This is a genomic window from Bdellovibrio sp. SBM16, assembly GCF_056175625.1.
This window is the reverse complement of record NZ_JBJKJG010000001.1, coordinates 78,014-102,156: the sequence shown is the minus strand read 5'-3', so window position 1 is coordinate 102,156 and position 24,143 is coordinate 78,014. Positions and strand designations below refer to the sequence as shown.

Sequence of the window (24,143 nt, the reverse complement as noted above, 5' to 3'; positions counted from 1 at the left end):
ACGGCAAACTTAAATATTCTTATCTGGAAATTACAGAACTAGTGATTAACCGGCTTTTTTGGCTTTTTGAAATTTCGTTAACGGAAAGTTGATTTTATTATCGATGATTTCCTGATAAAACGACGGCACATTGCCCGTGGCCTCGATACCGCCGATTAATTTTCCGTCGGGCGCACGCTGCAGATTCTGGATTTCAAAAATCGGCACAACGATGTACTTACCGTCTTCATCTAAACCGCGCACTTCAGAGATTGCGCCGATTTTACGCGATCCATCTGAGTAACGTGAAATCTGCACGATCACTTCGATGGCTGAAGACACCTGCGACGTTAATGCTTTTTCTGAAAGTTTGGCATCACCGCTGGCCGCTAAGGCTTCAAGACGGATGATCGCATCTTCCGGCGAGTTGGCATGCACCGTACCCATTGAACCTTTGTGACCGGTATTCATGGCATTAATTAATTCTAAAGCTTCACTGGCTCGAACCTCACCGACGATGATGCGGTCCGGGCGCAGACGTAATGCTGACTTTAATAAATCTTTGATTGTGACTTCGCCCTTACCCATAAGGTCGGCCTGACGGGTTTCAAAACGCACCACGTGTTCGTAGTCGATCTGCAACTCTGACGAGTCTTCGATGACCAATACGCGCTGCCCGTTAGGAATACGGGTGCACAATAGCGAAAGCAATGTGGTTTTACCGGAACCGGTACCACCGCTTACGATAATATTTTTACCCAAGAACATACAGAGATCCAAAAACTGCCATGCATCCGGCGTGATTGTTCCGTATTTGATATAATCGTTAGGGGTAATTTTACTGGCAGTAAATTTACGGATAGAAATCACCGTTCCCTGACGGGAAATCGGCGGCAGAACTGCGGCGATACGTGAGCCACTGGCAGGGCTACCCTCAATAATCGGAAGACGCGCATCTAAGCGCGGCTCCATCACGTTGATACGACGACCAACGGATTGTGCGATCGAATTGATCGCTGCCTGTAAGGTATCTTCATCGGGAAATTTGGCATTGGTTAATTCTAACTTACCTTTTCTTTCGACGAAGATTTGATCTGGTCCATTAATTAACACCTCTGATACACCCGGATCAGCCAAAAACTCATCAACGGGCCCTAGCGCCCGCTGAATTACTTCTTTAAAATTTGATTGTCCGTCAGAAGCCATAGTTATTTACCTATTTAAGTGACTCATCACTTTCAAAAACGCTGTTGTCGATAGGGAGGGACGATGCGTTTACTTGTTTATCAACTTTTTCCTGGGCTTTTACTTCAGGAGATTCTTCCGAAGCCAGTTTTCTTACGGTATCTGGTGTAATCACCACTTTACCTAAAAATCCCGTTTCAGGACTCTGGAAAGAGTACACACCTTCGATTTTCGGCTGAATCGTAAATGTTTTCATGTTGCCGTAAACCGTGTTGTGCGTCTGCGAAAATGCATCCATCACAAAGCTTGTGTTTTTCTCTTTAAGATTTAAATTCACCACGTGAATTTTATAAACGTCATTCTTTTTTAAATGGATCATTTCCGGTACAAAACCTTTTTCGGTCTGTAAAATCACGATCTCCTGCGACGGTTCAACCGGGTTAACCACTTTTTTTAACGCTTCTAAAATATCGGCGTCAGTTGCTTTTGCTGGTTCTAAATTGGTAGAAGCCGGCATTCTCTGGTTCTGAATACGGGTGAAATCTGTCTGGCGGCGCGACAAATCGACATTCCATTCTGCATTGACTTTAACCTGCACAAAAAAGAATAACGAGAATAAAAACGCCTTCATAAAAGTATGAACATCAAACGTAGATGGCATATTAGTGTAGTTCTTTGCGGTCTTGAAATTCACTGAATTCACGAGCTACCTCCAGAGCGACAAACGAAACAGATTGTTGATCCATTCCTAATAAAGTTTCGATAATTTTTTTACGATCACCAGAACAGGCATTAATCGAGTGGCAGATATTGTGGACTTGTCTCGGGTTAGCGTTCATTTCGCAGTTTAATTTTTCCCAGTCCGCTTGCAATACAGGATCAATCGCGCCAATTGAATAAAGTGCGTCGAATACTGCTTGTAAATCGCCTTGAATAAACATGTTGTAACCTCCTGGTAGTCGTTCTTGAACATCATCCCTTGATGTACAAGATTCTTATCGGAGGATTTTTTGAAAGCTTGAGTCGTTATGAGACAGTTTTGAGAAAACTGGATCTATGAATGGCCGCTGCGCTAGCTGGCTTTCCTAGCCGGCCTTTCTGACGGCTTCCTGCCGTCAGATGATGAATGGAAAAACTATTTTTTCTTTTTCTTTTCAGCTTCGCGCTGTTCTTCTAATTTTTTGTTTTTGATCTCGATCAGCTTTTGGGCTAGCTGCGATGGTGTTAAACCCGACTTCATTTGGTTGAGTTTTTTCTCTTGTACGGCTTGTTGCGAGAACCTTAAATCTGAAGCCGCGATGCGTTCGATCACTGTGGTTTCAAAGCCCCCACTTTGGTATTGCTTGGTAAACATCGGCTTAAACTCCGACAGCACGTTTTCTAAAATAACCGAGGCTGTGACCTGGTCGGTTCCGGTTGATGAATCTGATTTTAAGGTTTGTACAGATTGCCCGACCATTTGCTCGACCGTTCCTTCCCACTCACCTAAATCTTCTAAGGGGCTGCGCACAATTGAAAGGATCTTATCAAGAATCACTTCTTCATTGGGGCGGGAAAAAGCGATCATAACCCCTTCACGCAACGCCTGTATGCGGTTATTTCTTTTATAGTCATTGGCCTTATCGTAGAGAAGATCGGTCATCTGATCTAAATCTAATAATTTAAGTGATTTATAAGTGTGCTCGGTCTGGATGGCTTCGACCATGGCAAAAGAAGAATCGGTCGAGCTCTTTGGAGATGAAGAGCAGGCAGAAAAAGCCAAAACTAAAAGGCCGGCGATAAAAATATTTTTGTGCATAAATAAAGTTCCCTTTGACTCATTATACCGAAAATAAAACCAAAAAGTACTGGTCACGCTGTCCAGGGCCAGACCTTAGTCTTAGGTTGCATTTTGAACGGGCTATGTCACACTGTTTTGGCTAACAATAATAAGGAGAACCTCTTGAAAACTATTAAGTCAATCAAACTAGCTTTAGCAGCTTCGGTAGTACTAGCTATCACTGCATGTGCCCCTTCAGCTAAACAATTAAAAGAAGCTGTAGAAAAAGATCCATCAATCGTATTCGGTGCGATCGAAAAACATCCGGATAAATTCATCGAAGTGGTGATGAAAGCTCAGCAAGAAGCACAAAAAGTAGCCGGCGAAAGAGCTCAAGAAGAAGAGAAAAAACAACGGGACGAAGAGTTTGCAAATCCTCTTAAACCAGAAATCGATGAAACCCGCGTTATCTTCGGCAACAAAGCCGCTCCGATCACGATCGTAGAATTTTCTGATTTCCAATGTCCATACTGCTCACGTGGTTACCAAACGATGAAACAAGTGCAAAAAGAATACGGCGACAAAGTACGTATTGTTTTCAAACACTTACCACTTGATTTCCACCCGTTGGCAATGCCAGCAGCTCGTTACTTTGAAGCTATCGCGCAACAAAGCCCTGAAAAAGCTGAAAAATTCCATGACTTGATTTTCGAAAACCAAGGCATGTTAAAAGATAAAGGCGAAGGATACTTCGTTGAAGCAACGAAAAAAGTTGGCGCTGATCTTAAAAAAGTTCAGGCGTCTTTAAAAGACGAAAAAATCCAAAAACGTATCGATGCTGACATGGAAGAAGCCCGCAAATTCAACATGAGCGGTACTCCTGGTTTCATCATCAACGGGGTTTCTTTACGTGGTGCTTACCCGTTCCCGGCATTCAAAGAAATCATCGATCGTCATTTAGCTTCTGCTAAATAATTTTAGAGATCTATCTTTAAAAGCAAAAAAGGCAACCTTCGGGTTGCCTTTTTTATTTGGGTCGCACTAGACTTTAACTTATGAAAACTTTATTAGCTCTATTTACCATCCTATTCTGTTTAACTTCGCAAGCCGCTGATTATGTACGCCCCTGCCACGATATTGAAGGCGACTACCTGCAGACAAACTTAAATATCGCGGCTAACATCTGGACAATCACGCACACAGCCTTTGAAGAACGCGAATGCGCCACGCCCTATTTAATTTACGAAGAAAAATACTCTGTCGCACAAAATGGCCAGAATATCGATATGTCGGCAGTTGAAGTTTCGTACACACCAACATCAGAATTGGTCGCTGAAGTGTTAAATCAGATCAATTACTGTGGTTTAACTAACTGGAAAGTTTTTGGTCAGCAAATCGTCACCGGCAAAATGTGCGATGACTACCAGACACCACGTGAAAATGAGTTTTTATACAGTATTTATAAACTTGAAAATAACGGCACAGAATTATTCTTGGGTATGCCGACCGAAAACCTAAACGGCAAAACTCCGGCCCGCCGACACAATACACTTGATCCTTTTAAATTCGTCAGATCCAATTAAAGTGTAGCGAAAAGGGCCTGGCACCTTCTAATCTAAAACTTTGTATAAACGAAGCGGTAATGATTTACCTTTTACTTCGATATCGCCGGCCAGATCGAACTTAAACTGCGACTCTGTCTGTACAACAGCTACTGAACCATCGGCCGTAGGCTCTGATGTAGTCGCCGGCTGTGATAAACGGTTATAAACTTCATCACTCACTAAAAGATCTACTTCAAAGTGCTTCGTTGAAGACTCGATACGCGAAGTGACGTTCACGGTATCGCCGATAACGGTAAACTCCATACGTTCTTCTGAACCAATCGTTCCCGAAATCGCATCACCGGCATGTAAACCCATCCCGATATGAATTTCGGTTAAACCGCGCTCTCGACGTGAAGCATTTAACGTTACCAGCGCTGAGCGCATCTCTAAGCAGGCTTTCAGTGCATTTTCAGTATCCTTACTGCTGCCCTGAGGAACACCCCACACGGCCATGATCGCATCGCCGATAAATTTATCCACGACGCCACCATGACGGTTAATGATACCCACCATCACCGCGAAATATTCATTTAACATGGATACGACTTCTTCCGGTGTATGACCTTCTGAGAATTTCGTAAAACCACGGATATCCGAGAAGAATACGGTCACTTCTTTTCTGGTACCGCCGACAGATACTTCTTGTTGTAATAAGTTTTCGGTAACGCTTGAGCCGTGGAACTTATTAAATAAGTTTTTTACTTTATCACGCTCTTTTAAACCTTCGGTCATGTGGTCAAACGCGGCAGCCAAATCACCCACTTCATCGTGGGATTTAACTTTTTTTCGGGCCGAGATATTAAAATTACCCTTAGGAATTTCTTTGATTAGATCGGCCAGGATTTCAATTGGTTTACTTAAAGTTAATGAGAATAAGAAGACCGCAAATAGAGCAAAGCTTAACACGATACCAGAGATAAAGATCGCCTTACGTTGTACTTCTTGGGCCGGCTCATTCACGATACTTAATGGCGTTTGCGCCAGTAAGACCGTACCCCAGAAGCTTGATTTCACAAAGGCACCGATAAAGGCTTTACCTTTGGCATTTTTAAACGATAACTGTTTTGAGTTCGTCGGATCCGCGAGGGCGCGCTGAACGAAATTTTCGCCTTTTAGGTTTTTACCCTGGCGCAATAACTCTTCGTTTTGATGCGCCAGTAAAAAACCGTTACGGTCGATCAAGAAGAATTCACGCTCTGATTCACTCGAGAATAAGCTCTGGATTAGCTCAGAATTGTAGGCTGCGATCACGAAAGTATTAACCTGATTGTTCGCATCACGGCTGAACGGGAAACCGATCGAAACCACACGCACACTCGGGTTAACTTCGGCAAACTGCAACTCGATATTTTTTTGCATCACCGAAGCCATTGGGAATGGTTTTTTGCTGCGTACCTGATCGATAAAATCCGGTGTTAATTTATTTTTGATTAAAAAATCTTCCTGCACCTTTTTAACATAAAGTTGCGGACGACCTTCGACCACCTGCCAGATTTCAATACCAACCAGATTTTTATCTTTCGGCAATTTATATTGCCCCAGGCCTTCGAAAGTTTCTTTTAATAAAATCTGCGATAAGTTTCTCGCTTTATCTAAAGAACCGTCCAGTAAAGTCTCAACCTGCTTGGCACGCAGTGAGGCTTCGGTAAAGTTTGAAAACTCTTCACGTTGGGTCATAACTTTTCTGAAGAAATCAGAACTCTGTTTGGTTACCAGAACCATTGCCGTTAAGATGATAAAGGTCGTAACGCCAATGATTTTTGCTGAAATCGGAATTCGCATGTTTTTCAGATTCATAATTGGTACTCCAAGAATAGATTTAAATAGTGACCTTTAAGAGTAGCAGAGTTTTTATCCGCCGCTGGATTGGTAAAAGTTGCGGTTGGCGCAGTTTTGTACTCCATTTTATCAGTACGGAACGCATAACCGCCCAGAGTGGTCAGGTTCTTGCTCCAACGGTAACTTAATAAAAATCCTGCCTGCACCGAGGTACTCGGGATAAAAGCCTGCCCGTTGGTCGTCTTCTGGCCCATGATCAACGGAAAGATATGTGCATTAGCCTGCAAACCAAGTTTAGGTGTCATCGCATGCCAGTACTCAACGCCGTAACGAAGTCCTAATGCCGCAAGTGCCGAGGTGTTTTTTACCGTACCGGCGAAGTTTGTCGTTAAATCCGGAAGTTCTTTATAGACCAGCCCTGCCGTCTGGCGAAATTCGCCGGCATCATTGGGTTTCATTTTAAAGAACGAATTTAATTCTAACATATTATATTTAATATCGCCGAAACCTTCGACGGTAAGGGTGCTGGCCTCGGCCGCTAAAAAATAGCCCCATGGATTTTTTGTCGTTACATAACCAATACCGGCGCGCAATGTCCCGCCGATCGCATTATAAGTTGTCTGGGTTCCGGTTAAATCGTAGTTTAGATTCTGATATTCGACCGAGTTGACCAGGTAGCTGGCTATAGCAAACCAACCAGAAAGTCGTTCGATCGACTCACGTAACCGGGCAAGGGCTTCGGCACGCTCAGAACGGTCACCTTCTTTAGCAGTAAACTTTAATGACGTCGGTTCTGATGACGGACGATAGTTGGCAATTGCTTTTACTGTTAATCGGTAAGTACCACCCGGCAACTCTTTTTTAAATGGCATGGCTTCGCCACGCAGTTCTTTACCTTCTTCGACGGTGTTAAATTTTTGAGATTTAACATCCATTTTTTCTAAAACGTAACTGTAAGCCTGTGCATGTTCAGGTTTTGACCATTTGATCTCGCGCACGAACTGACTCTCTGGCGCGGTGATCTTCGGCGTCGCCAGCTTCTTACCGCTTACGGTAAATTCGATCGACTGGTCTTTTTCGGGATTACTCGTTAATACTTCGTTGGCAGAACGGATCGTCGCCATGAATTTAGTGGCCACCGGAAGTTCTAAAGTCGTTTTATCATCGGTTAATTCCATTTGTTTACGGAATGTCGAATCCAAACCCTGAACATCGAGGGCATATTTTTTACCGGCAAAAACTTTTTTCCACCTGAAGGAAACATTCTGATTATCGTTATTGCTAGACGCAATAATAGAACCGCTCGTTGGGTTCACAAACTCGGGAGAGTCTAAAAATACTTTGAACTCCTGGTATTCCGACCACTCGCCCGGAACTCCCCGCTTATCGCGGGCCCTGATCCGCATCTTAAAAAAGCCCGGCGATAAACGGCCGGCCCAGATCGGTTCTTTCACCTGAAATTTAAAGGTGTTTTTTGTTGATTTAACTTCGAGGTCATAACTTTTGGCGTTTTCAATACCTTCCCATTCAAGCTCGACATTGCTCTCGCGGGCAGCCACCGCAAAATTCGGACATAGCACGGCCATCATTGCCATAAATAGTGCTAAAATCAGGTTGCGGTGTTTTTGTTTTATCATGTTGCTGCTATATTCTTATTTCACTTTTAATTTTTTAATTTTCGGAGCCCCTAAACTGCTCATGCTCGGCACTTCTATTTTTCGAACTGCCACATGACCGGTCCGGCCCAGCATATCTACACCGGCCAGCTCTAAACGATATACTCCCGGCATTAACGAAGCAAAGTTCATCGAATCAGCCTGAGCTGATTCTAGTAAACGCCCCTCAACCTGCTGGCCCAGTTCATCAATTAAACGGATTTTATATTTGTAAGCCCCGGTTGCTAAATTCCACTTAACGGTTAAGTCACCGTCGCGGTTAGCTTGTAATATTTCTTCGCCTAAAATCACCGGCGGTTTAACCATATCTAATTCTTTAATTTCAAAAATTCGTTTTTGCGAATTGGCGATCACGTTTTCGCCCTGGTCTACACCCTGGATGCTGGCGATGTATCGGCCCGGTTTAAAAACTTTGGCCTTAGTGGCAAAGTCACGGCTACGCACTTCTTGCGCCGGTGCATAGGGATCATCGCTACTTTGTAATTTAATACGAAATTCTGCGATTTTTTTGCCTAACTGCGATTCCCACGTCATTTCCAGTTCTGGTTGGGTGATGTAGAATTGTTTTTCGGCATCATTACCCCAGGTGATTAAATTAACCCCGATCGTTGACGGATCGATTTTACGGTTTAAGCTGATTGTGAATTTTTCAATTTTTCCGGCAACCGGTTTGCTTTCGCCATCAAATAACGCCGACATACGCGCGTAATACTCGCCCGGAGATAATTCAAACTCAAAGCCGGCTTTTTTGGTTAAAGCCTGATTAATCACCTTTTTGGTAAGCAAAGGATCCGTTGCGACTTCAATTAAATATTTTGTAACGTACTCACCCTCGGTCCAATCGAACAGCATTTTGTATTTCGGGTTAGCCGATTGGTTCACGATCTGGATGAACTGGTTTGCCGTAGGGCTTACGAAAACCGGAAATTTACGTTCATTGATTTTTAAACGTTGTAATTTCGACTCACCCACCACTTGTCCCGTAGCTGGATTTGTAAAATACATTTTATAGAAATAAAATCCGCTCGGTAACGTTAAGCTAAATTGCATATCGTTGGTTTCAAAGACCTGATTTAAATTATTTCTTTCGCTACCGATGGCGATCTTGGTTTTAAAACCTGCAGGAATTCCTGCCCAGTTCATACCTACTGAATTATTATTGGCATCAATTAACACACTTTTATCTTTTGCCGGCTGAACCATTCTAAAGCCCGATAGCCGATTATCGTTCATCACCGCAAAAAACGGATTGCCGCCAGCACCGGAATCATCGCTTTGAATTTCCAAGCCGCCACTACCTGATTTAGAAAGTGTCGCCGCCCCTTTTAAGGCAACTGTTTTACCGTTCTGGATTAAGTTGAAACCACCGGCATCGGCTTTGTCGGCGATAACGGAAGCTCCCCCTTCCATAAGATCCAGAGAGAATTCTTTATTGGCACTTTGCAAAATCATGACGATTGATTCCGGTTCGATATCAATCGAGCGCGAACCATCCAAGAACTGAATCTTTACTTCGGAACCTTTCGCGGTACGGATCGCTTCACCTGAGTAAACCACTTCACCTTTGGTAATAGACTGCCAAACCTGGCGTTTTGCCGGACGACGATCAACTTCTTCTTTGATTTGTTTTACGACCGCGATTGGCTGGGCGTTGGATACGTTTTTATTTTGTGGTTCAGAGATATAATACCAGGCAAGAACCAAGCAAAAGCTTGTTCCCGATATCATCCCTGCCATTATAAAACGCCGCACTTGTTCGTTCACAACATCCCTATTTATTCAAATCCGTTAAATAAATGTACTGAATTTCTCAATATGATATCGGCAGAAAGCGAAATGACTTGAATTGGGTCAACGTCCAGAATATTCCGCCTAGATCTGACCAAAGTGTTAAACATTTAGACCTTTGGACCCGATAAATACAGTGATGAAACTACGTACTTTAGCAGTCTGGCTTACATTATTTGTTTCGCTATCTGCATCAGCGGTGTCTGATGAGAATACGAATATTACTTTCGAAGGCAGCCTGACCGACTCGAGCGGTAATGCCATTGATTTAACAAGTCAGAATTTATTTTTCTATATTACGGCACTGGATTCTGGCGGCAATACGTGCGTATTATTTGCCGAATCTTCAGATACCTCTGGCGACAGTTCGGGAGCCATTTTACATCGTTTTGGCTCAGGTTCTGAAATTATCTCGCCGGTCTCTTACAATCACACTTTGTCGCATGAAATTTTCAACGGCACGACCAACGGTAAAAAGGCTGATGGCAGCGGTGTTGCGTGTTCGGTATCAAACACCAGTACCCGTCGCGCCGAAGTTTATTCATCGGTCCTAAATGTCACTGGTTCAATCACCTTAGGAGCCGTTCCTCTTGCGTTTTTAGCGCAAAGTGCAAGTTCACTAAACGGCAAATCAGAAAATGATTTCGTTGCGGCAACCAGTTTATCCGGTGGAAGCCCGGGACAAGTGCTAAGCCGTTCTGGATCAAGCGGTTTTACCTGGATTACTCCGTCGTTCAGCATGCCTGACATCGTCAGTGGTGGCACCGGCACGAAAATCACATTCGACAGCAAAGGCCGGGTTACCGGTACAAGTTCATTATCGGTTTCAGATATCCCGGATTTACACGTAAGCAAACTGACTGCCGGAAGTTTACCGACGTCACGCGGTGGTACCGGTATGGGGTCAATTGGTGGCATGAATCAGTTTCTGACCGTAAATAATTCTGGCACCGGTTTAGAATACAAAGCGATGGCCGGAGCTTCCGGCGTTACGGTTGCACTAGGCCCTGGCGCGATTAACCTTGGCTTAGAAAGCGTTGGCACAGCAGGAAACTACGTAAAAGTCACAGTTGATGCTTTCGGACGCGTAACCAGCGGACAAAACTTAACAGCTGCTGATATTGATGATGCTCTGGGGTACGCTCCGGCCAATGTGGCCGGCGAAAATTTTACCGGCAACTTAAATACTACAGGAAATATGGGTGTCGGTACGGTTTCGCCAATGACCCGTTTACACGTTAATGGTACGATGCGCTTAGGTAACGGCGGCGAAGCCTGTACATCCAGCACTATGGGTGGTCTTCGCTATAATTCGGGCTCAATGGAATTTTGCAACGGTTCAGCTTGGCAGGTGTTAGGTGTGAGCGGTGTCGGTACAAGCCCGATCGGCAATGCCGGCGGCGATTTATCAGGTACTTACCCGAATCCTACAATTGCCAATGACAGGATTACGTCTGCTAAAATCCTTGATGGCACGATCTCTAACGCTGATATTGCTGCTAATACGATTACCTACAGCAAATTAGCCCTCACTGATAACGACATTCCGCAGGCTAAAATCGCCAGCTTAGGCACATCACTAGCTGCGAAAGAAAATCTGGTCAGCGCCGGCACAACGTCGCAATACTACCGCGGTGATAAAACCTGGCAGGCCCTAACCACATCTGCCGTCTCAGAAACCTCTAATTTATATTTTACTGAATCACGTGTTCGCTCGACGCCATTAGTTGGCTACGTTGCCGCTTCAGACACCACTGTCGTTGCAGCCGATACGGTTTTACAGGCCATCGGAAAAATCCAGGGACAGATCAATGCCCGCTGGCTAACCTCTGGCCCAGATATGTTTTTTAACAACGGCAATGTGGCCATCGGTACTAATATTACCGGCAACAGTAAGTTTTTTGTGACCAATAGCGCTTCGTCTCCGTTGACTACCGCAGCCACCTTCGAACAGATGGTGGACGTAGATCCTAACAATATTCTACCGGTTCTCTCAATTCAACGTCGCCTACCTTCAGGCTCAACACCAACTCATGGTTTTGGCTCGTCGATTAATTTTCATGCTGAAGACAGTTCAAAAACATTAGCATGGCAATCATATATCCAATCTAACTGGGTCAACGCGGCTAATGGCTCAGCTTACAGCGCAATCAGTCTCGGAACCAGAAATGCAGACGGTACATTAACGACCAAAATTTACGCCGATCAAAACATCGTAAAAATACGCAACTCTAACTTAGCGGTGTCAGGAAGCGTACTGATCGGTACAGATAATAGCGCATCTACGGTTTGCACTTCACAAGAGGCTGGCAAACAACGTTACCATCCTAGCTATCGTGTGATGGAATACTGTGACGGTGCTTACTGGCAGGGATTAAACGGTATTACAACCTGTGATGCAGGTTACACGCTGGTCGGCACACCGGGCACACCATCGGCATTTTGTATGGACACAAATCTTTCAACACCGGCCGCGTATGCAACGGCAACAACTGCTTGCCGCAGCCGTGTTACCAATCGCAGATCACAGGTCAGTGTTTGCAGCGTGCAACAATTTGACAACGCCTGCGAAAGTGGAGCGCCTGTTACGGGTTTTAATAACACCACACAATGGACCAACTATGGTGTCAGCGGACAAAATCAAAATTACAGCATAATTTATAAATACGTTTCCAGCTGTCATTTACACTTTATTGAATCCGGTGACTCGGGCCGCGAACTGAGTATTACTGGCTTAAGCAACAGCTTTAGCTATCGCTGCTGCTATGAATAGAGTAAAGCATGAAGAAAAATATTAAAGCCGGTATGCTAAAAATTTCTTCCCTTCTTCTGCTGAGCGCCTGTCAACCGGGAGCTCCGGTTGTTACCGTGATCGGTGAAGTCGGCGGATTTAATATTTCCGAAACCACCCAGATTTTAAAAACTAAAAACAGCAAAAATATCTTTTATATCGCCGGCAAATGCCAAGGCGCGATCAAAGATATTCAAGTGAGTTTTGATAATGGCGCAACTTACACGCCGCTAAGTCAGTTTGCAGAAACTGTCAGTTTTGACTGCGCTACGAATGGCAGCTACTCGTACAAAATTAATCCGAACAATACCATTGCTTTTGATATCCCGTCAGATAGTTCTTACAAAGATTTTAAATTTCGCGGCAGCAGTGATTTCGGTCACACAGTGGTGCAGATTCTTCGCCGTATGGTTTCAAACAGCGGTGATTTACAGATTACGGCCGGAAGTGTGAGCGAGAACGTAACTGTTTCCGGCACACCGGCAGTTTTTAAAGGGCGTATCGTTTCATCGTACGGCACCGACAGTGGAGCAAATTTTAAGTTCAAAGGCGCCATCCGCATCAAATAGCCATTAAAAAATCCCGAAGTGAAACATTGGTCTATAAACCGGCCTGTTAAATGTTTACCCTGGATTTTCCGATAGGTTAGTAAACTATGACAATGATCACTCTTAAAATTTCAGTGATGTTTTCTTTTCTTCTGCTGCTCACCGCCTGCCAGCCGGGGGCGCCGTTAGTTACGGTATTAGGCCAGGTCGCAGGGTTTGCCCTAAACGAATCTACCCAGATTTTAAAAAGTAAAACTAATAAAAATTCATTCACCATTTCTGGTAAATGTAATACAGCCATCAAAGAAATTGAAATTAGCTTTGACGGCGGTTCCAGTTATTCGCCACTGGGGCAGTTCGCCGAAAGTTCCAACAAAAACTGTGCGGCTGGAACTTTTTCGTTTTTAATTAATCCGAACAATACCATCGCCTTTGATATTCCCGCTGATGCTTCCTTTAAAGATTTTAAACTGCGCGGTACCGGTGATTTCGGCGCCTCTGCTGTTCTTAACTTTCGCCGGATGGTTACAAACAGTGGCGATTTGCAGATCACCGCAGGCTCTGGCTCAAACAATGGTGTTGTTTCAGGATCGCCTGTTGTTTTGAAGGCCCGTATCATCTCTGCTGCTGGCTCGACCAGCTCAAACCCGAGCTATAAATTTAAAGGTTCGATCCGTATCAAATAGTTGTTAACAAATCTCATTTTGAGACAGAATTTTCCGTTAACCATTAAACATTTATTAGATAAATTCCGATAGATAAAATGAATGTACTTAAACGCGGGGAACACCAAAATTTTTAAGAAATTCACGGCGATAGCTTTGTCTTTGCTATTAGGCCAACCCACGTACTCGCAATCTTCTGAAAATCAACACATGGTGTTTGAAGGCACGTTAACTGATGTTAGCGGCAACCCAATCAGTCTATCAGGTGTGACCTTAAATTTTTATATCTCTGCAAATGGTTGTTACCTGTACGGTGAATCTTCGGCTACTGCCGGTGATAGCCAGGGTCAGATCTCGCACCGCTTTGGTAATGGCACATTGCTGATGGGTTCGCCCAACGCTTTTTCACAAAATCTATTTTTCGGCAATGTCTCAGGCACGACCACTTTTGCCGGCAACAACTGTTCGGTGACTGCCGCAGATACCCGTTTGGCGCAAGTTTATTATCCGGCTCAGAATATCACGGCGACAATTAAACTTAGTACCGTTCCTTACGCGCAGAATGCAACCATGCTTGGCGGCAAGTCTGCAACGGATTTTATTCAAGTCAGCGCCGACACGAACACGCTTTTGTATGCCGGGATGACCGGTCAGTATTTAACAAAAGGTGTTTCAGGTTTAACCTGGACCAATAACACGTTAACTGCATCGCAGGTATCTGCGGCTCTGGGTTACACACCGGCCAGTGCGACCACGGCCTTAACTTCTGCCGCAATCAGCACGGCTCTGGGTTACACGCCGGCCTCAGCGACGGCACTAGCCAACTACGCAGTTAAAAGTAACAACTTATCAGATTTAACATCGGCGACATTAGCACGTGGTAATCTGGGCTTAGGCACACTAGCAACAAAAAATTCGGTCAACTTAAGTTCTGCCGAAGTCACCGGTACTTTGGCGACTACGAATTTACCGGCTTTTTCTGGTGATGTAATTACTCCGGCAGGCTCAGCAACAACCACGGTACAAAGACTTCGTGGCATTGCGCTTTCTACGACAGTGCCGACTTCTGGACAAGTGATGTTGTACAATGGTACCGCTTGGGCACCGACATCGATTCCAGGTAATGTTGGCACGGTTACAAATATTAATACCGGTACCGGGTTAACTGGTGGGCCGATTACTTCAACGGGGACAATCGCGGTTAATTTTGGTACCACTTCGGGTACGGTTGCTGCCGGTAATGACTCACGACTTCTTGGCGCTTTACAGGCAGGAAACAACCTCTCTGAACTTACATCACCATCGGTGGCCCGTTCGAATTTAGGATTAGGCAGTTTTGCAACCGCGTCTTCTGTCGATTTGGGGTCAGCTTCTGCTACCGGCATTATCGCCGATGCCAGACTTGCCAATCAAGCTAACATTACTTCTGGTACACAGTTCACAAAAGTAACTGTTGATGGCAAAGGCCGTGTCGTGAGCGGCGGGCAATTAGCTGCTTCCGATATTAATACCGCGTTAGGCTTTACTCCGGCTTCAGTGGCCGCTCTTGCCAATTATGCGGTAAAAAATAATAACCTTTCAGATTTAACTTCGGCCACAGCTGCCCGTAATAATTTGAATCTCGGCGCACTGGCGACAAAATCAATTTTAAATTTAGCTACCGATGTTTCCGGAGTACTACCGATCACCAATGGCGGATCAAAATGGACGGCGAACTTAGGGACAATCTACACTGTCAGCAGCACAACAATCGGTTCAAGCACCGCTTTTACTAATGTAGGACTATATGCGGTTGCACCGATAGGCGTTTCAAGCACGATTGCCACGTCTATTTACAATCCAAACGCCGATGGTTTTGGTTTAAAGATCAATGTTGATAACACCAGCGCATCTCACTACGGCTTACGCGTCATGACCAATAATGCGAACACCAATTTTGTTGTCTTAAATAATGGTAATGTCGGCGTCGGTATTTCAGCAGCAACGGCACGCTTACATATTGCTGCCGGTTCAAGTACTTTAGCGCCATTAAGAATTGCCAGCGGTCCGCTAGTGGCATCGCCGACAGCTGGTGCAATCGAATTCGATGGGCAGCAGCTTTATCTAACAGACCAAGGCAATACCCGCCGAATCATCGCTTCACAACCATCACTCGGAGTCATTGACAATACATCAACAATTTCAAATTCGAGCGGCATTACGCTTAATCCCGGCGGGGGTGGCGTCATTGTCTCGTCAACCGCGACAAGTACAGGCTTTAATAACGGCGCACTTGTCGTTAAAGGCGGTATCGGCGTTAACGGTAACGGAAATTTTTCCGGCCAGTTAAATGCCACCGGCAATATCAACACCAGTGGTACGATTACCAGTGCCGGTAATATTAATGCCAGCGGCTCAATTGTTACAACTATGAATGTTATTGCCGGCTCAGTCATTGCGCCCTACATGTACGGTGGCACCGCTTCTGGCGTAACATTGACGATCGATTCAACCAATCATACAAACAAAGGCAATATTGCCATCGCTGCCAGCGGTGGCAATGTCGGTATCGGCACGAGCAATCCAATTTACAAATTTCAGGTGCGATCACCCGGTGTTAATACGTACAATCAGGTAAATTCGGCATCATTTGGAAGTGCAATGATCGGTACCGGCGAAGACTCAAACAATCAACTCTACAATATTGGTTTTGATGCCTCTGGAACTGCGCGCTGGTTTTTTACAACCGGTGGCCCTAACTATATTAACAATAATTTATCTCTGGGGAACACTTCAGAGATCGCAGGCAATAGATTATCGGTGCATGGTAATACTTTTATCACCGGTAATGCCACCGTTTCTAATACCCTATTCTTGGCAGCCGCTTCGACAGCCATTGTCCCTCTGCAATTTACCAGCTCATTGATGGCATCGACTCCGGTGGCAGGCGGTGTCGAATATGATGGCTTTAGCTTATTTTACACCAACAGTGCGGCCCAACGTCGCCGACTGGCCGGTGGCGTAACATCAGGAACTATTGATAATGTAAATAAAATCACCTACGCCGGCAATTTACTCCTCGAGGGTAACACCACAGGCACTACTCCTGCGATCACTATCCAGAATTTAGGCACAGGCAACGTTGGCCTTCAGATTAACGATAACACCGTCGTAAGTGGTTCAATTAAACTATCACAAGATGGCTTAGACAGCACGGTGGCCTGTACTGCTGCTGATGAAGGTAAACAACGCTACAACAAAACTTATAAAACCATGGAGTATTGTGATGGCGCTTACTGGCAAGGGATGTCTGGTATTACCCACTGTCACTCTACCGGGGTTTCTTACACATTAATCGGAACGCCAGGTACTGGTAGTGCGTTTTGCATGAGTAAAAGCAACGAGACGGCAACAACGTATGCTGCTGCCGTAACCACCTGCCAGAGTCGTACCACGACTCGCAACAATTCCCGTCCGTATTTATGTTCAGAAAAAAACTTTCAGATGGCCTGTCGTCAGTATTCGATCTTCAATACGCAAGCCGAAACGATGCTACCCGGTTTTCGAAGCATATACTACTGGATCCCGTCGTCTTTTAACACTGGCAATATTTTCGCTCTTAAATACAGCACTTCGACAACCGGCGCTTGTAACATCGGCGACATGACTATCACTGACTTCGGTGATCAATCAAATCTAAATTATCGCTGCTGTTATGACTAATACAGCGGCTTTAAAAGTCTCAGGTTGAAACAAATCAACAAATTCTTATCCTTAACTTAGCTAAGAAAAAGGCCGATAAGTTCTTGAATGAACGTCTGCGCAAACCGCTCAATTTTTTATTTTTTAGTTATTGCTTTTGCTTTGTCATTTAGCGTGACAAATACGGCTTACGCCCAATCTGGCGAAAACCAGCAAATCGCAGTTGAAGGTTCGCTCACCGATAGCAGCGGTAATGCAATTGATTTGGCCGGTAAAAATTTAGTATTTTATGTTTCAGCCAATGGATGTTACCTTTACGGCGAGAATGTTACAAACGCCGGAGATAGCGCAGGCAATATTAATCACCGCATCGGTAGTTCGTCTCCAGTTTTGGGATCTCCAAATAGCTTTACCCAAAATTTATTTTTCGGATCGGTTTCCGGCACAACCACCTTTGCCGGCAACAACTGTTCAGTTTCTGCAGCTGACACGCGCTTAGTGCAGGTTTATTTTTCTGAACAGAATATTACCGCCACGATTAAACTGGGCACCGTGCCTTACGCGCATAACGCCACGATGTTAAACGGAAAAAATGCTGCCGAATTTGTGCAGGCTTCGGCCGACACCAACACCTTACTTTTTAGCGGCTCACCGGGACAGGTTTTAACCAAAGGTGTGACTGGTTCGCTTGCGTGGCAAACGCCATCAAGCAACACAGTTACGGCATCCGCGATCACTTCGGCCTTAGGGTACACACCGGTAAGCACCACAACCGCTGTCACTTCAGCGGCAATTACCTCTGCCTTAGGTTATACTCCGGCTTCAGCTTCGGCGTTGGCAAATTACGCAATTAAGACCAATAATTTATCTGATTTAACTTCTGCAACTGCTGCACGCAACAATTTGGGATTAGGCGCATTTGCAACCCTTAACAGTATCAATCTTGGCAGTGCGAATATCTCTGGTCCATTACCGGCTACCCACTTACCTAGTTTTTCAGGTGATATCTCAACCGCAGTTGGCTCGGCAACAGCTACACTACAAAAAATCCGCGGCATACCTTTGGCCGCAACGGCACCGATTTCAGGTCAGGTGCTCTACTTTGATGGCAGCAGCTGGACGCCAACGTCGATCCCAGCCGGTGTAGGTACCGTTACTTTAGTCAATGCGGGCACCGGTTTATCCGGCGGGGCGATCACATCTTCCGGTACTCTGTCAGTGAACTTTGGCACTTCTTCCGGAACTGTGGCACAAGGTAATGACCCGCGTATCTTAGGCGCACTGCAATCAGTAAATAATCTGGCAGATATCTCATCGGCAACCGCTGCGCGCAATAATTTAGGCCTATCTGCCTTGGCAACGAAAACGACAATCAATTTAGCAACCGATGTATCCGGTGTTTTGCCGGTCGCCAACGGCGGAACCCAGTGGTCAAGTAATGCTACTGGTGTGATGACAACACTTAATGCTACGATTGGTTCGAGCACTATTTACTCTAACATCGGCTTAAGCGTAACTGCACCAAGTTTTACTAATCCATTGATTGCTAATTTTGTTAATACCGATGCCAACGGAAGTGGTGTTCGCATTAATGTCGACAATGTTCTGACAAATAAATATGGATTGAAAGTATCTTCAAACAACAGTACAAATCTGATTGTCTTAAATAGCGGTCATGTCGGTATCGGTGTGGCCAATCCGGCCGCCCGTTTAGAATTGGCTTCTGATGGCGCAATTGCGCCACTTAAGTTTGCCTCAGGTACGCTGGTTGCCTCGGCTGCACCAGGCTTCGTCGAGTTTGACGGTTACAATTTATATTTTACTGACAACTCGTCGATCCGCCGTATGCTTGCGACCAACTCGGTAAATTCAATTGATAATATTTATAATATCAATTCACCATCTAACCTTTCACTGAACACCAGTGGAACGGTCATAGTTACTTCATATGCTAATAGTTCTAATCCGTATAACGGGGCCATGGTTTTAAATGGCGGTTTAGGTGTCGGCGGCAACATCAACTCTGCAGGCAGTATTAATGCTTCTGGCAATATCAGCACTTCTGGCAGTATCAGTATCGGCCCCAATGTGACAAGTGCACCGGCAAGTTTATTCAGTGTGACTTCATTATTGACGAGCATGTCGACCATCAACTTTAGAATCAGCACGACTGAAGCGATGTCGTCAGATCCGTTCAATATGGGCGTGATGTCAGGAACAACCGGCCGAGTCATTGCCACATCTGAACACGGTGCTAACAGGCAGGCGATGATTTTCTCTGATACAACGGCCACAGAAACGTTCTTTGGTCTTTCATCAAGTGTCGATAATGGTTTGTCATGGCAACCACGCTTTGTCGTGAAACAAACAGGCAATGTCGGTATTGGTACCGCTTACCCGGATGCCAAATTACACCTAGGCGCCAGCAGCGGCACGGTACCGTTAAAATTTTCAAGTAATTCTCTATTGGCCTCAGCGACAGCTGGTTCGGTTGAATACGACGGTCAGAATTTATTTTTAACCAACAACAGTGGCACCCGTAACGCCATTGCCCAGGGTAAAAGTCCGAATGAAATTGATAACATTAGCGCTATTAATTCACCCTTTGATATTAACCTGGTAACGGCCTCTTCAACAGTGCGCACCTATGGTTCATTAGATGTCATCTCGGCATTCTCCGGGCAGTTGGCCCGCTTTTATTATCCAAACAACTCAAGTAGCGGTTACTTGTCGATCGCCAACTCGGGCGGCGATCGCGCTTATATCGGCTGGAGCGGCACCGCTGCATCAAGTATGTTTCCTAATGGCGGACTTAGCGATACTTTAGCATTGCGTTCAAGCGGCGGAATTCAGTTCGGCAATCCGACGAACGCTTACATGACGATGTCGAATAGCGGCAATATCGGTATCGGTACAAATGCTCCAACACGCACCTTAACTGTCAGTGGAACTATTCGCACAACTGCGGGGGTTGAATTTAACGATGGTTCAACCCAAACTACCGCGGTCGGCGGCTACGAGCGAGTCTTTGCAAGCTGTACCAGTGTTATGAATTGCTCAATCGGCTGCTCTGCCGGCAAAAAAATTATAGGTGGTGGCTGTCAACTTTCATCTGGCACAAATCGAATAATTGGATCGATGCCGGATACAGATACGACATGGAAGTGCACTGCTGGCAGTACCGATACAATTACTGTTTATGCCATCTGCATGAAAATGTAACTACAAAACCACGTCTAATTTTTTCGTGGTCAGTTTGACTTCATCACGTGAAATATCAATGATCAGCGGCGAAATAATCAGGCCTTGTTGGGCGGCCATTTTAAGAAGCCGAACGTAATCAGGATCTAAATCACAGGGCGAGAAATAATCGACGTCATTTCTTTGTACCGCAAAAATCAGTTCACACTTATGCCCCTGCTGCATCAGCTGCATCATCTCCTGAATATGCTTTTGCCCGCGCTCAGTCACCGCATCAGGAAACTGCGCGTGCGGTTTTTTATCGATTTTGGCGCGATAGGTGGTGTTTTTAATTTCAATAAAATGTTTTTTCGCTTTCGGATTATCCAGATCCATGGCTTTAAAAAAGAACGCCCCGTCTAAACGCGTTTCTTTTGAGATTTTGTATTCGGGTTTGTAAAAACCATACTCGGCCCACTCTCTTAAAAACGGTGTACCGGTATCAATCGCATTTTGAATGGCTTCAGTTACCACGCGGTTCGGATTAGAAGTATTAACACCAACCCACGCCCCTTCTTCGGTCTGCACGGCTTCTAAGGTGCCTTTAAGCTTTTTTGAAGCATCACCATGCAGCGAAAACCAGCACCTCTGCGGCTGCGCAGGATTTTTTTCAATGACCGCCTTAAGTGAACCCGTATTCGGCACATGAATTGTTAACTTTTCCCCGTCTAATTCCACATCAGCGAAAAACCTTTTATAACGAGAAAGTAAAATTCCTTCATGCAATTTTTTTTCAAATTTCATTTGGCAACCTTAAAATATATTAAAAAACCATTTGTGTTCCACTGCTTTGGAACACCGAATGTCACCACTTTTATACTAGGAAAGGTGCCATTTGAGCCACTTTTTTTTGGCTGATCTTTTGCTTCATGTGTTCCAACAGCTTTTAAAACAAGTTTTTTTAAACAAATGACACCAGTTTGCAGTCGCAAGCGGGGTCAAAATTTAAACAGGGGGGATTTATGAAATCATTATTCTTAGCGATTATGTTAATCGCAGGCTTAGCACAAGCTCAGTATTTAGTGCCAGGAAACGGTGATGGCCACGGCCGTCCGGGCCGCCCGCACCACCCACAACCAGCTCCATACCCAGGTAACCCGTATGAACCAAATCCATACGAGCCAAACCCGTATGAGCCGGGTTACCCATCTTATCCAGGTTACGGTGACTACGGTCCGGCGCGCACTTACCGTTGGTTAGATATGGGCACAAACAAAGTGGATAAAGTCACTGAAACTATCCGCTTCCACGCCAATCACCGCTTAGTGAACGAAGTTTTATTACGTTCAACATCAGCAGATACTGACATCGCCCGCGCTTACGCCCGTTTATCTAACGGCCGCACAATTCACTTAGCAGCAGGTACCGTAAGAGAAGGCCGTGACGTACGTGTACGTTTAGACCGCTACTACTCTGTACGTGTTGAGTCTATTGTGATCGAAGCTACGTCTAGAAACCTGATCGGTTCACGTGCTCGTTTACAAGTTTGGCTGGGTCTTGCTGAGTAATTACTCGCAAAAATAATAAAGACTTAACCTCAAAAGCCTCGATCGCAAGACCGGGGCTTTTTTATTTCAGATCACATGCGTTCCGGAGCCGGAATTCCCAACAAGCTTAAACCATGTTTGATCACGGCTCCTGTCGAGTAAGCCAGCGCTAAACGCGCTTTTTTAAGATCAGGTGTTTCTGCGGTACCGATCGCACAGTCATGGTAGAAGGTATTAAACTTCTTCGCCGTATCGTATAAGTAAGAGCAAAGCGCCGCAGGCTTATAGTTCTCGGCCGAATTTAAAACCACCGTATTAAAGTTCATCAAATGCTGCATCAGTTTCAGCTCAGAATTGTGGGCTAAAACATCAGGCACAAACTCAGCCTTGGCATCGAATGTGAACTTTTTAAGTAGCGAATTAATACGTGCAAATGAATACTGAATAAACGGACCAGACTCACCGTCAAGCTTTGTCCACTCATTCATATCGAACACGATTTTTTTATTGGTATCCTGTTTTAACATGCCGTATTTGATCGCACCTTTGGCCACTTGGTCTGCCACAGTTTCGATTTCTTCCTGTGTCCATTCGTTGGCGTAACGGTTTAGGTATTCGGCTTTGATATGGTTTCGCATCGTCTCAACCAATGAAGTTAACGGCACGATATTACCTTTGCGTGAGCTCATCGCCCCGTCTGGAAGTTCAACGTAGTTATACTGCAAGTGGAAACAATCTTTAGCCTGCTCAAAACCCAAAACTTCTAAAGTTTTAAATACCTGCTTAAAGTGTAAGGCCTGTCTTTGGTCAACGACATAAATTGATTTTTCGATTTTGTAGTCTTCAAACTTACGGCGCGCAAGCTCTACGTCTTTAGTTGCATACAAGCCGGTACCGTCAGATTTCAGCAACAGACAAAAACCCAGGTTTTCATTTGAAAAATCAAGGCCGATAGCCCCTTGCGACTCTACAAGTTTACCTTCGGCATGATATTTTTTAATGGTTTTAATCGAATCAGAATCCACATCCGATTCAAAATACCAGTGGTCAAAGTGCACATCAGCCCACTTGTATACATCCTTCATTAACTCAATCGACCACTCACGTGTTTGTTTCCACAAATCGTAGTACTCACCGTTTTTATGCTCTAATTGTTTTAAGATTTCAGTGAGAATTTTTTTATTCTCTTCTGCTTGCGGTGTGCCTTCCTGGTCTTCCAGTAAAAGATTACCTTTCGAGTACATCGCACCCAACCAGGCCCCTTTGTTTAACATCGGGATTGACTCTTTATTGTGGTATTTCATGTACCATAAGCATTTCGCTACGTGTGTTCCCACATCACCAGGAAATGTCGAAGCTAAAATGTTGTAGCCTGAATACCTTAGTAATCTTACGATTGCATCGCCCAAGCACATATTGCGCATGTGGCCCACATGTAACTCTTTGTGCGTATTTGGCTGTGAATACTCGATCATCATTTTCGGCGTCGCCTCAGTTAACTGCGCCTTAAAAGTTTCGCCCGATAAAATCGGTTTTAAAACGTAATCAGCAAGACCAGCCGGCGTAAATTTGATATTGATATATGGGCCAGCGGCCTCAACCGAGGCGATGGCTTTTTTCAATATTACATTTTGCGCACATTCATTCTTTAATTCCTGCGCCAGAAGTTGGGCAACAACCGGCGGACCTTTTTTCAAATTTTTAGCGGTAATAAAACAACCGAAAGCTAAGTGGCCAAGATCAGTATTTGGCGGTTCAACTAAGGCTTTATAAACATCTCCGGCACTCATCACATCCTCGGCAACACCGCCTGCAGTGAGCTGAGTTTGAATTAACTTAATAAGCGTTTGAGAAACGAGTTTACGTAATGGTTCATGCATTAATGTCATAGCCTATATAGCTAACAAACAAGAGTTGATTAGACAACCAATGAGCAACATAAAACCCTTGCATGGCCT

The 24,143-nt window shown here is 44.8% G+C and carries 18 protein-coding genes; 8 read left to right on the top strand and 10 right to left on the bottom strand.

Annotation, left to right across the window (positions count from 1 at the left end):
• Positions 1-45 precede the first annotated feature (45 nt).
• From AC04MM_RS00430 to AC04MM_RS00415, 4 genes are all read right to left on the bottom strand, one after another.
• Positions 46-1,185, bottom strand: a complete 1,140-nt coding sequence (locus AC04MM_RS00430; RefSeq protein ID WP_475378342.1) for a CpaF family protein — start codon at positions 1,183-1,185, stop codon at positions 46-48.
• A gap of 10 nt (positions 1,186-1,195) precedes the next feature.
• Positions 1,196-1,867 (bottom strand): cupredoxin domain-containing protein, encoded by a 672-nt coding sequence (locus AC04MM_RS00425; RefSeq protein WP_475378341.1) that lies wholly within the window; start codon positions 1,865-1,867, stop codon positions 1,196-1,198.
• Positions 1,827-2,105 carry a cytochrome gene (locus tag AC04MM_RS00420; protein ID WP_475378340.1) on the bottom strand — a complete coding sequence of 93 codons (279 nt, stop codon included), beginning with the start codon at positions 2,103-2,105 and terminating at the stop codon, positions 1,827-1,829. The genes AC04MM_RS00425 and AC04MM_RS00420 overlap by 41 nt, the downstream gene beginning before the upstream one ends.
• Positions 2,106-2,299: 194 nt before the next feature.
• Complete coding sequence (locus tag AC04MM_RS00415; protein ID WP_475378339.1) at positions 2,300-2,962, bottom strand: hypothetical protein; 663 nt, start codon at positions 2,960-2,962, stop codon at positions 2,300-2,302.
• A 144-nt stretch (positions 2,963-3,106) separates the two neighbouring features.
• Here AC04MM_RS00415 and AC04MM_RS00410 point away from each other — a divergent pair, with 144 nt between their 5' ends.
• Positions 3,107-3,898, top strand: coding sequence for a DsbA family protein (locus AC04MM_RS00410; protein ID WP_475378338.1), 792 nt, complete (start codon positions 3,107-3,109; stop codon positions 3,896-3,898).
• A gap of 80 nt (positions 3,899-3,978) precedes the next feature.
• Entirely contained in the window at positions 3,979-4,506 is a 528-nt protein-coding gene (locus tag AC04MM_RS00405) for a hypothetical protein (protein WP_475378337.1), read from the top strand.
• Between the two features lie 27 nt (positions 4,507-4,533).
• On the opposite strand, the gene AC04MM_RS00400 is transcribed toward AC04MM_RS00405, so the two are convergent.
• From AC04MM_RS00400 to AC04MM_RS00390, 3 genes are read right to left on the bottom strand one after another with little or no spacing between them, the layout of a single operon-like run.
• On the bottom strand, positions 4,534-6,327 hold the full coding sequence (locus tag AC04MM_RS00400; RefSeq protein ID WP_475378336.1) for an adenylate/guanylate cyclase domain-containing protein: 1,794 nt from the start codon (positions 6,325-6,327) through the stop codon (positions 4,534-4,536).
• On the bottom strand, positions 6,324-7,946 hold the full coding sequence (locus AC04MM_RS00395) for a hypothetical protein (protein WP_475378335.1): 1,623 nt from the start codon (positions 7,944-7,946) through the stop codon (positions 6,324-6,326). Before AC04MM_RS00395 ends, AC04MM_RS00400 begins: the two co-directional genes overlap by 4 nt.
• 15 nt (positions 7,947-7,961) lie before the next feature.
• On the bottom strand, positions 7,962-9,722 hold the full coding sequence (locus AC04MM_RS00390; protein WP_475378334.1) for a FecR family protein: 1,761 nt from the start codon (positions 9,720-9,722) through the stop codon (positions 7,962-7,964).
• A 190-nt stretch (positions 9,723-9,912) separates the two neighbouring features.
• Between AC04MM_RS00390 and AC04MM_RS00385 the strand changes: the two genes are divergently transcribed.
• The 5 genes from AC04MM_RS00385 (at position 9,913) to AC04MM_RS00365 (ending at position 20,680) form a co-directional block, all read left to right on the top strand.
• Positions 9,913-12,546 carry a hypothetical protein gene (locus AC04MM_RS00385; RefSeq protein WP_475378333.1) on the top strand — a complete coding sequence of 878 codons (2,634 nt, stop codon included), beginning with the start codon at positions 9,913-9,915 and terminating at the stop codon, positions 12,544-12,546.
• Between the two features lie 8 nt (positions 12,547-12,554).
• Entirely contained in the window at positions 12,555-13,133 is a 579-nt protein-coding gene (locus tag AC04MM_RS00380; RefSeq protein WP_475378332.1) for a hypothetical protein, read from the top strand.
• An 86-nt stretch (positions 13,134-13,219) separates the two neighbouring features.
• Complete coding sequence (locus AC04MM_RS00375) at positions 13,220-13,798, top strand: hypothetical protein (protein WP_475378331.1); 579 nt, start codon at positions 13,220-13,222, stop codon at positions 13,796-13,798.
• A 135-nt stretch (positions 13,799-13,933) separates the two neighbouring features.
• The gene (locus tag AC04MM_RS00370; protein ID WP_475378330.1) at positions 13,934-17,479 is read left to right on the top strand and encodes a beta strand repeat-containing protein; all 3,546 of its coding nucleotides are present in this window, start codon (positions 13,934-13,936) and stop codon (positions 17,477-17,479) included.
• A gap of 87 nt (positions 17,480-17,566) precedes the next feature.
• A complete protein-coding gene (locus AC04MM_RS00365) occupies positions 17,567-20,680 on the top strand; it encodes a beta strand repeat-containing protein (RefSeq protein WP_475378329.1) in 3,114 nt (1,037 codons plus the stop codon).
• Here AC04MM_RS00365 and sfsA read toward each other — a convergent pair whose 3' ends face one another.
• Both sfsA and AC04MM_RS00355 read right to left on the bottom strand, forming a co-directional pair.
• Positions 20,681-21,442: a DNA/RNA nuclease SfsA gene (sfsA, locus tag AC04MM_RS00360; protein WP_475378328.1), complete on the bottom strand. Its 762-nt coding sequence runs from the start codon at positions 21,440-21,442 to the stop codon at positions 20,681-20,683.
• Entirely contained in the window at positions 21,439-21,630 is a 192-nt protein-coding gene (locus tag AC04MM_RS00355; RefSeq protein WP_475378327.1) for a hypothetical protein, read from the bottom strand. Before AC04MM_RS00355 ends, sfsA begins: the two co-directional genes overlap by 4 nt.
• A gap of 30 nt (positions 21,631-21,660) precedes the next feature.
• Between AC04MM_RS00355 and AC04MM_RS00350 the strand changes: the two genes are divergently transcribed.
• Positions 21,661-22,206, top strand: a complete 546-nt coding sequence (locus AC04MM_RS00350) for a hypothetical protein (protein WP_475378326.1) — start codon at positions 21,661-21,663, stop codon at positions 22,204-22,206.
• Between the two features lie 71 nt (positions 22,207-22,277).
• Here AC04MM_RS00350 and argS read toward each other — a convergent pair whose 3' ends face one another.
• Positions 22,278-24,074: an arginine--tRNA ligase gene (argS, locus tag AC04MM_RS00345; protein WP_475378325.1), complete on the bottom strand. Its 1,797-nt coding sequence runs from the start codon at positions 24,072-24,074 to the stop codon at positions 22,278-22,280.
• Positions 24,075-24,143: the final 69 nt, after the last annotated feature.

What these genes read in the sequence shown, in the direction of transcription:
- AC04MM_RS00430 (WP_475378342.1), bottom strand. Translation starts at nt 1,185, where the DNA reads ATGGCTTCTGACGGACAATCAAATTTTAAAGAAGTAATTCAGCGGGCG.
- AC04MM_RS00420 (WP_475378340.1), bottom strand. Translation starts at nt 2,105, where the DNA reads ATGTTTATTCAAGGCGATTTACAAGCAGTATTCGACGCACTTTATTCA.
- AC04MM_RS00415 (WP_475378339.1), bottom strand. Translation starts at nt 2,962, where the DNA reads ATGCACAAAAATATTTTTATCGCCGGCCTTTTAGTTTTGGCTTTTTCT.
- AC04MM_RS00405 (WP_475378337.1), top strand. Translation starts at nt 3,979, where the DNA reads ATGAAAACTTTATTAGCTCTATTTACCATCCTATTCTGTTTAACTTCG.
- AC04MM_RS00400 (WP_475378336.1), bottom strand. Translation starts at nt 6,327, where the DNA reads ATGAATCTGAAAAACATGCGAATTCCGATTTCAGCAAAAATCATTGGC.
- AC04MM_RS00395 (WP_475378335.1), bottom strand. Translation starts at nt 7,946, where the DNA reads ATGATAAAACAAAAACACCGCAACCTGATTTTAGCACTATTTATGGCA.
- AC04MM_RS00390 (WP_475378334.1), bottom strand. Translation starts at nt 9,722, where the DNA reads ATGGCAGGGATGATATCGGGAACAAGCTTTTGCTTGGTTCTTGCCTGG.
- AC04MM_RS00385 (WP_475378333.1), top strand. Translation starts at nt 9,913, where the DNA reads ATGAAACTACGTACTTTAGCAGTCTGGCTTACATTATTTGTTTCGCTA.
- AC04MM_RS00380 (WP_475378332.1), top strand. Translation starts at nt 12,555, where the DNA reads ATGAAGAAAAATATTAAAGCCGGTATGCTAAAAATTTCTTCCCTTCTT.
- AC04MM_RS00375 (WP_475378331.1), top strand. Translation starts at nt 13,220, where the DNA reads ATGACAATGATCACTCTTAAAATTTCAGTGATGTTTTCTTTTCTTCTG.
- AC04MM_RS00365 (WP_475378329.1), top strand. Translation starts at nt 17,567, where the DNA reads ATGAACGTCTGCGCAAACCGCTCAATTTTTTATTTTTTAGTTATTGCT.
- sfsA (WP_475378328.1), bottom strand. Translation starts at nt 21,442, where the DNA reads ATGAAATTTGAAAAAAAATTGCATGAAGGAATTTTACTTTCTCGTTAT.
- AC04MM_RS00350 (WP_475378326.1), top strand. Translation starts at nt 21,661, where the DNA reads ATGAAATCATTATTCTTAGCGATTATGTTAATCGCAGGCTTAGCACAA.
- argS (WP_475378325.1), bottom strand. Translation starts at nt 24,074, where the DNA reads ATGACATTAATGCATGAACCATTACGTAAACTCGTTTCTCAAACGCTT.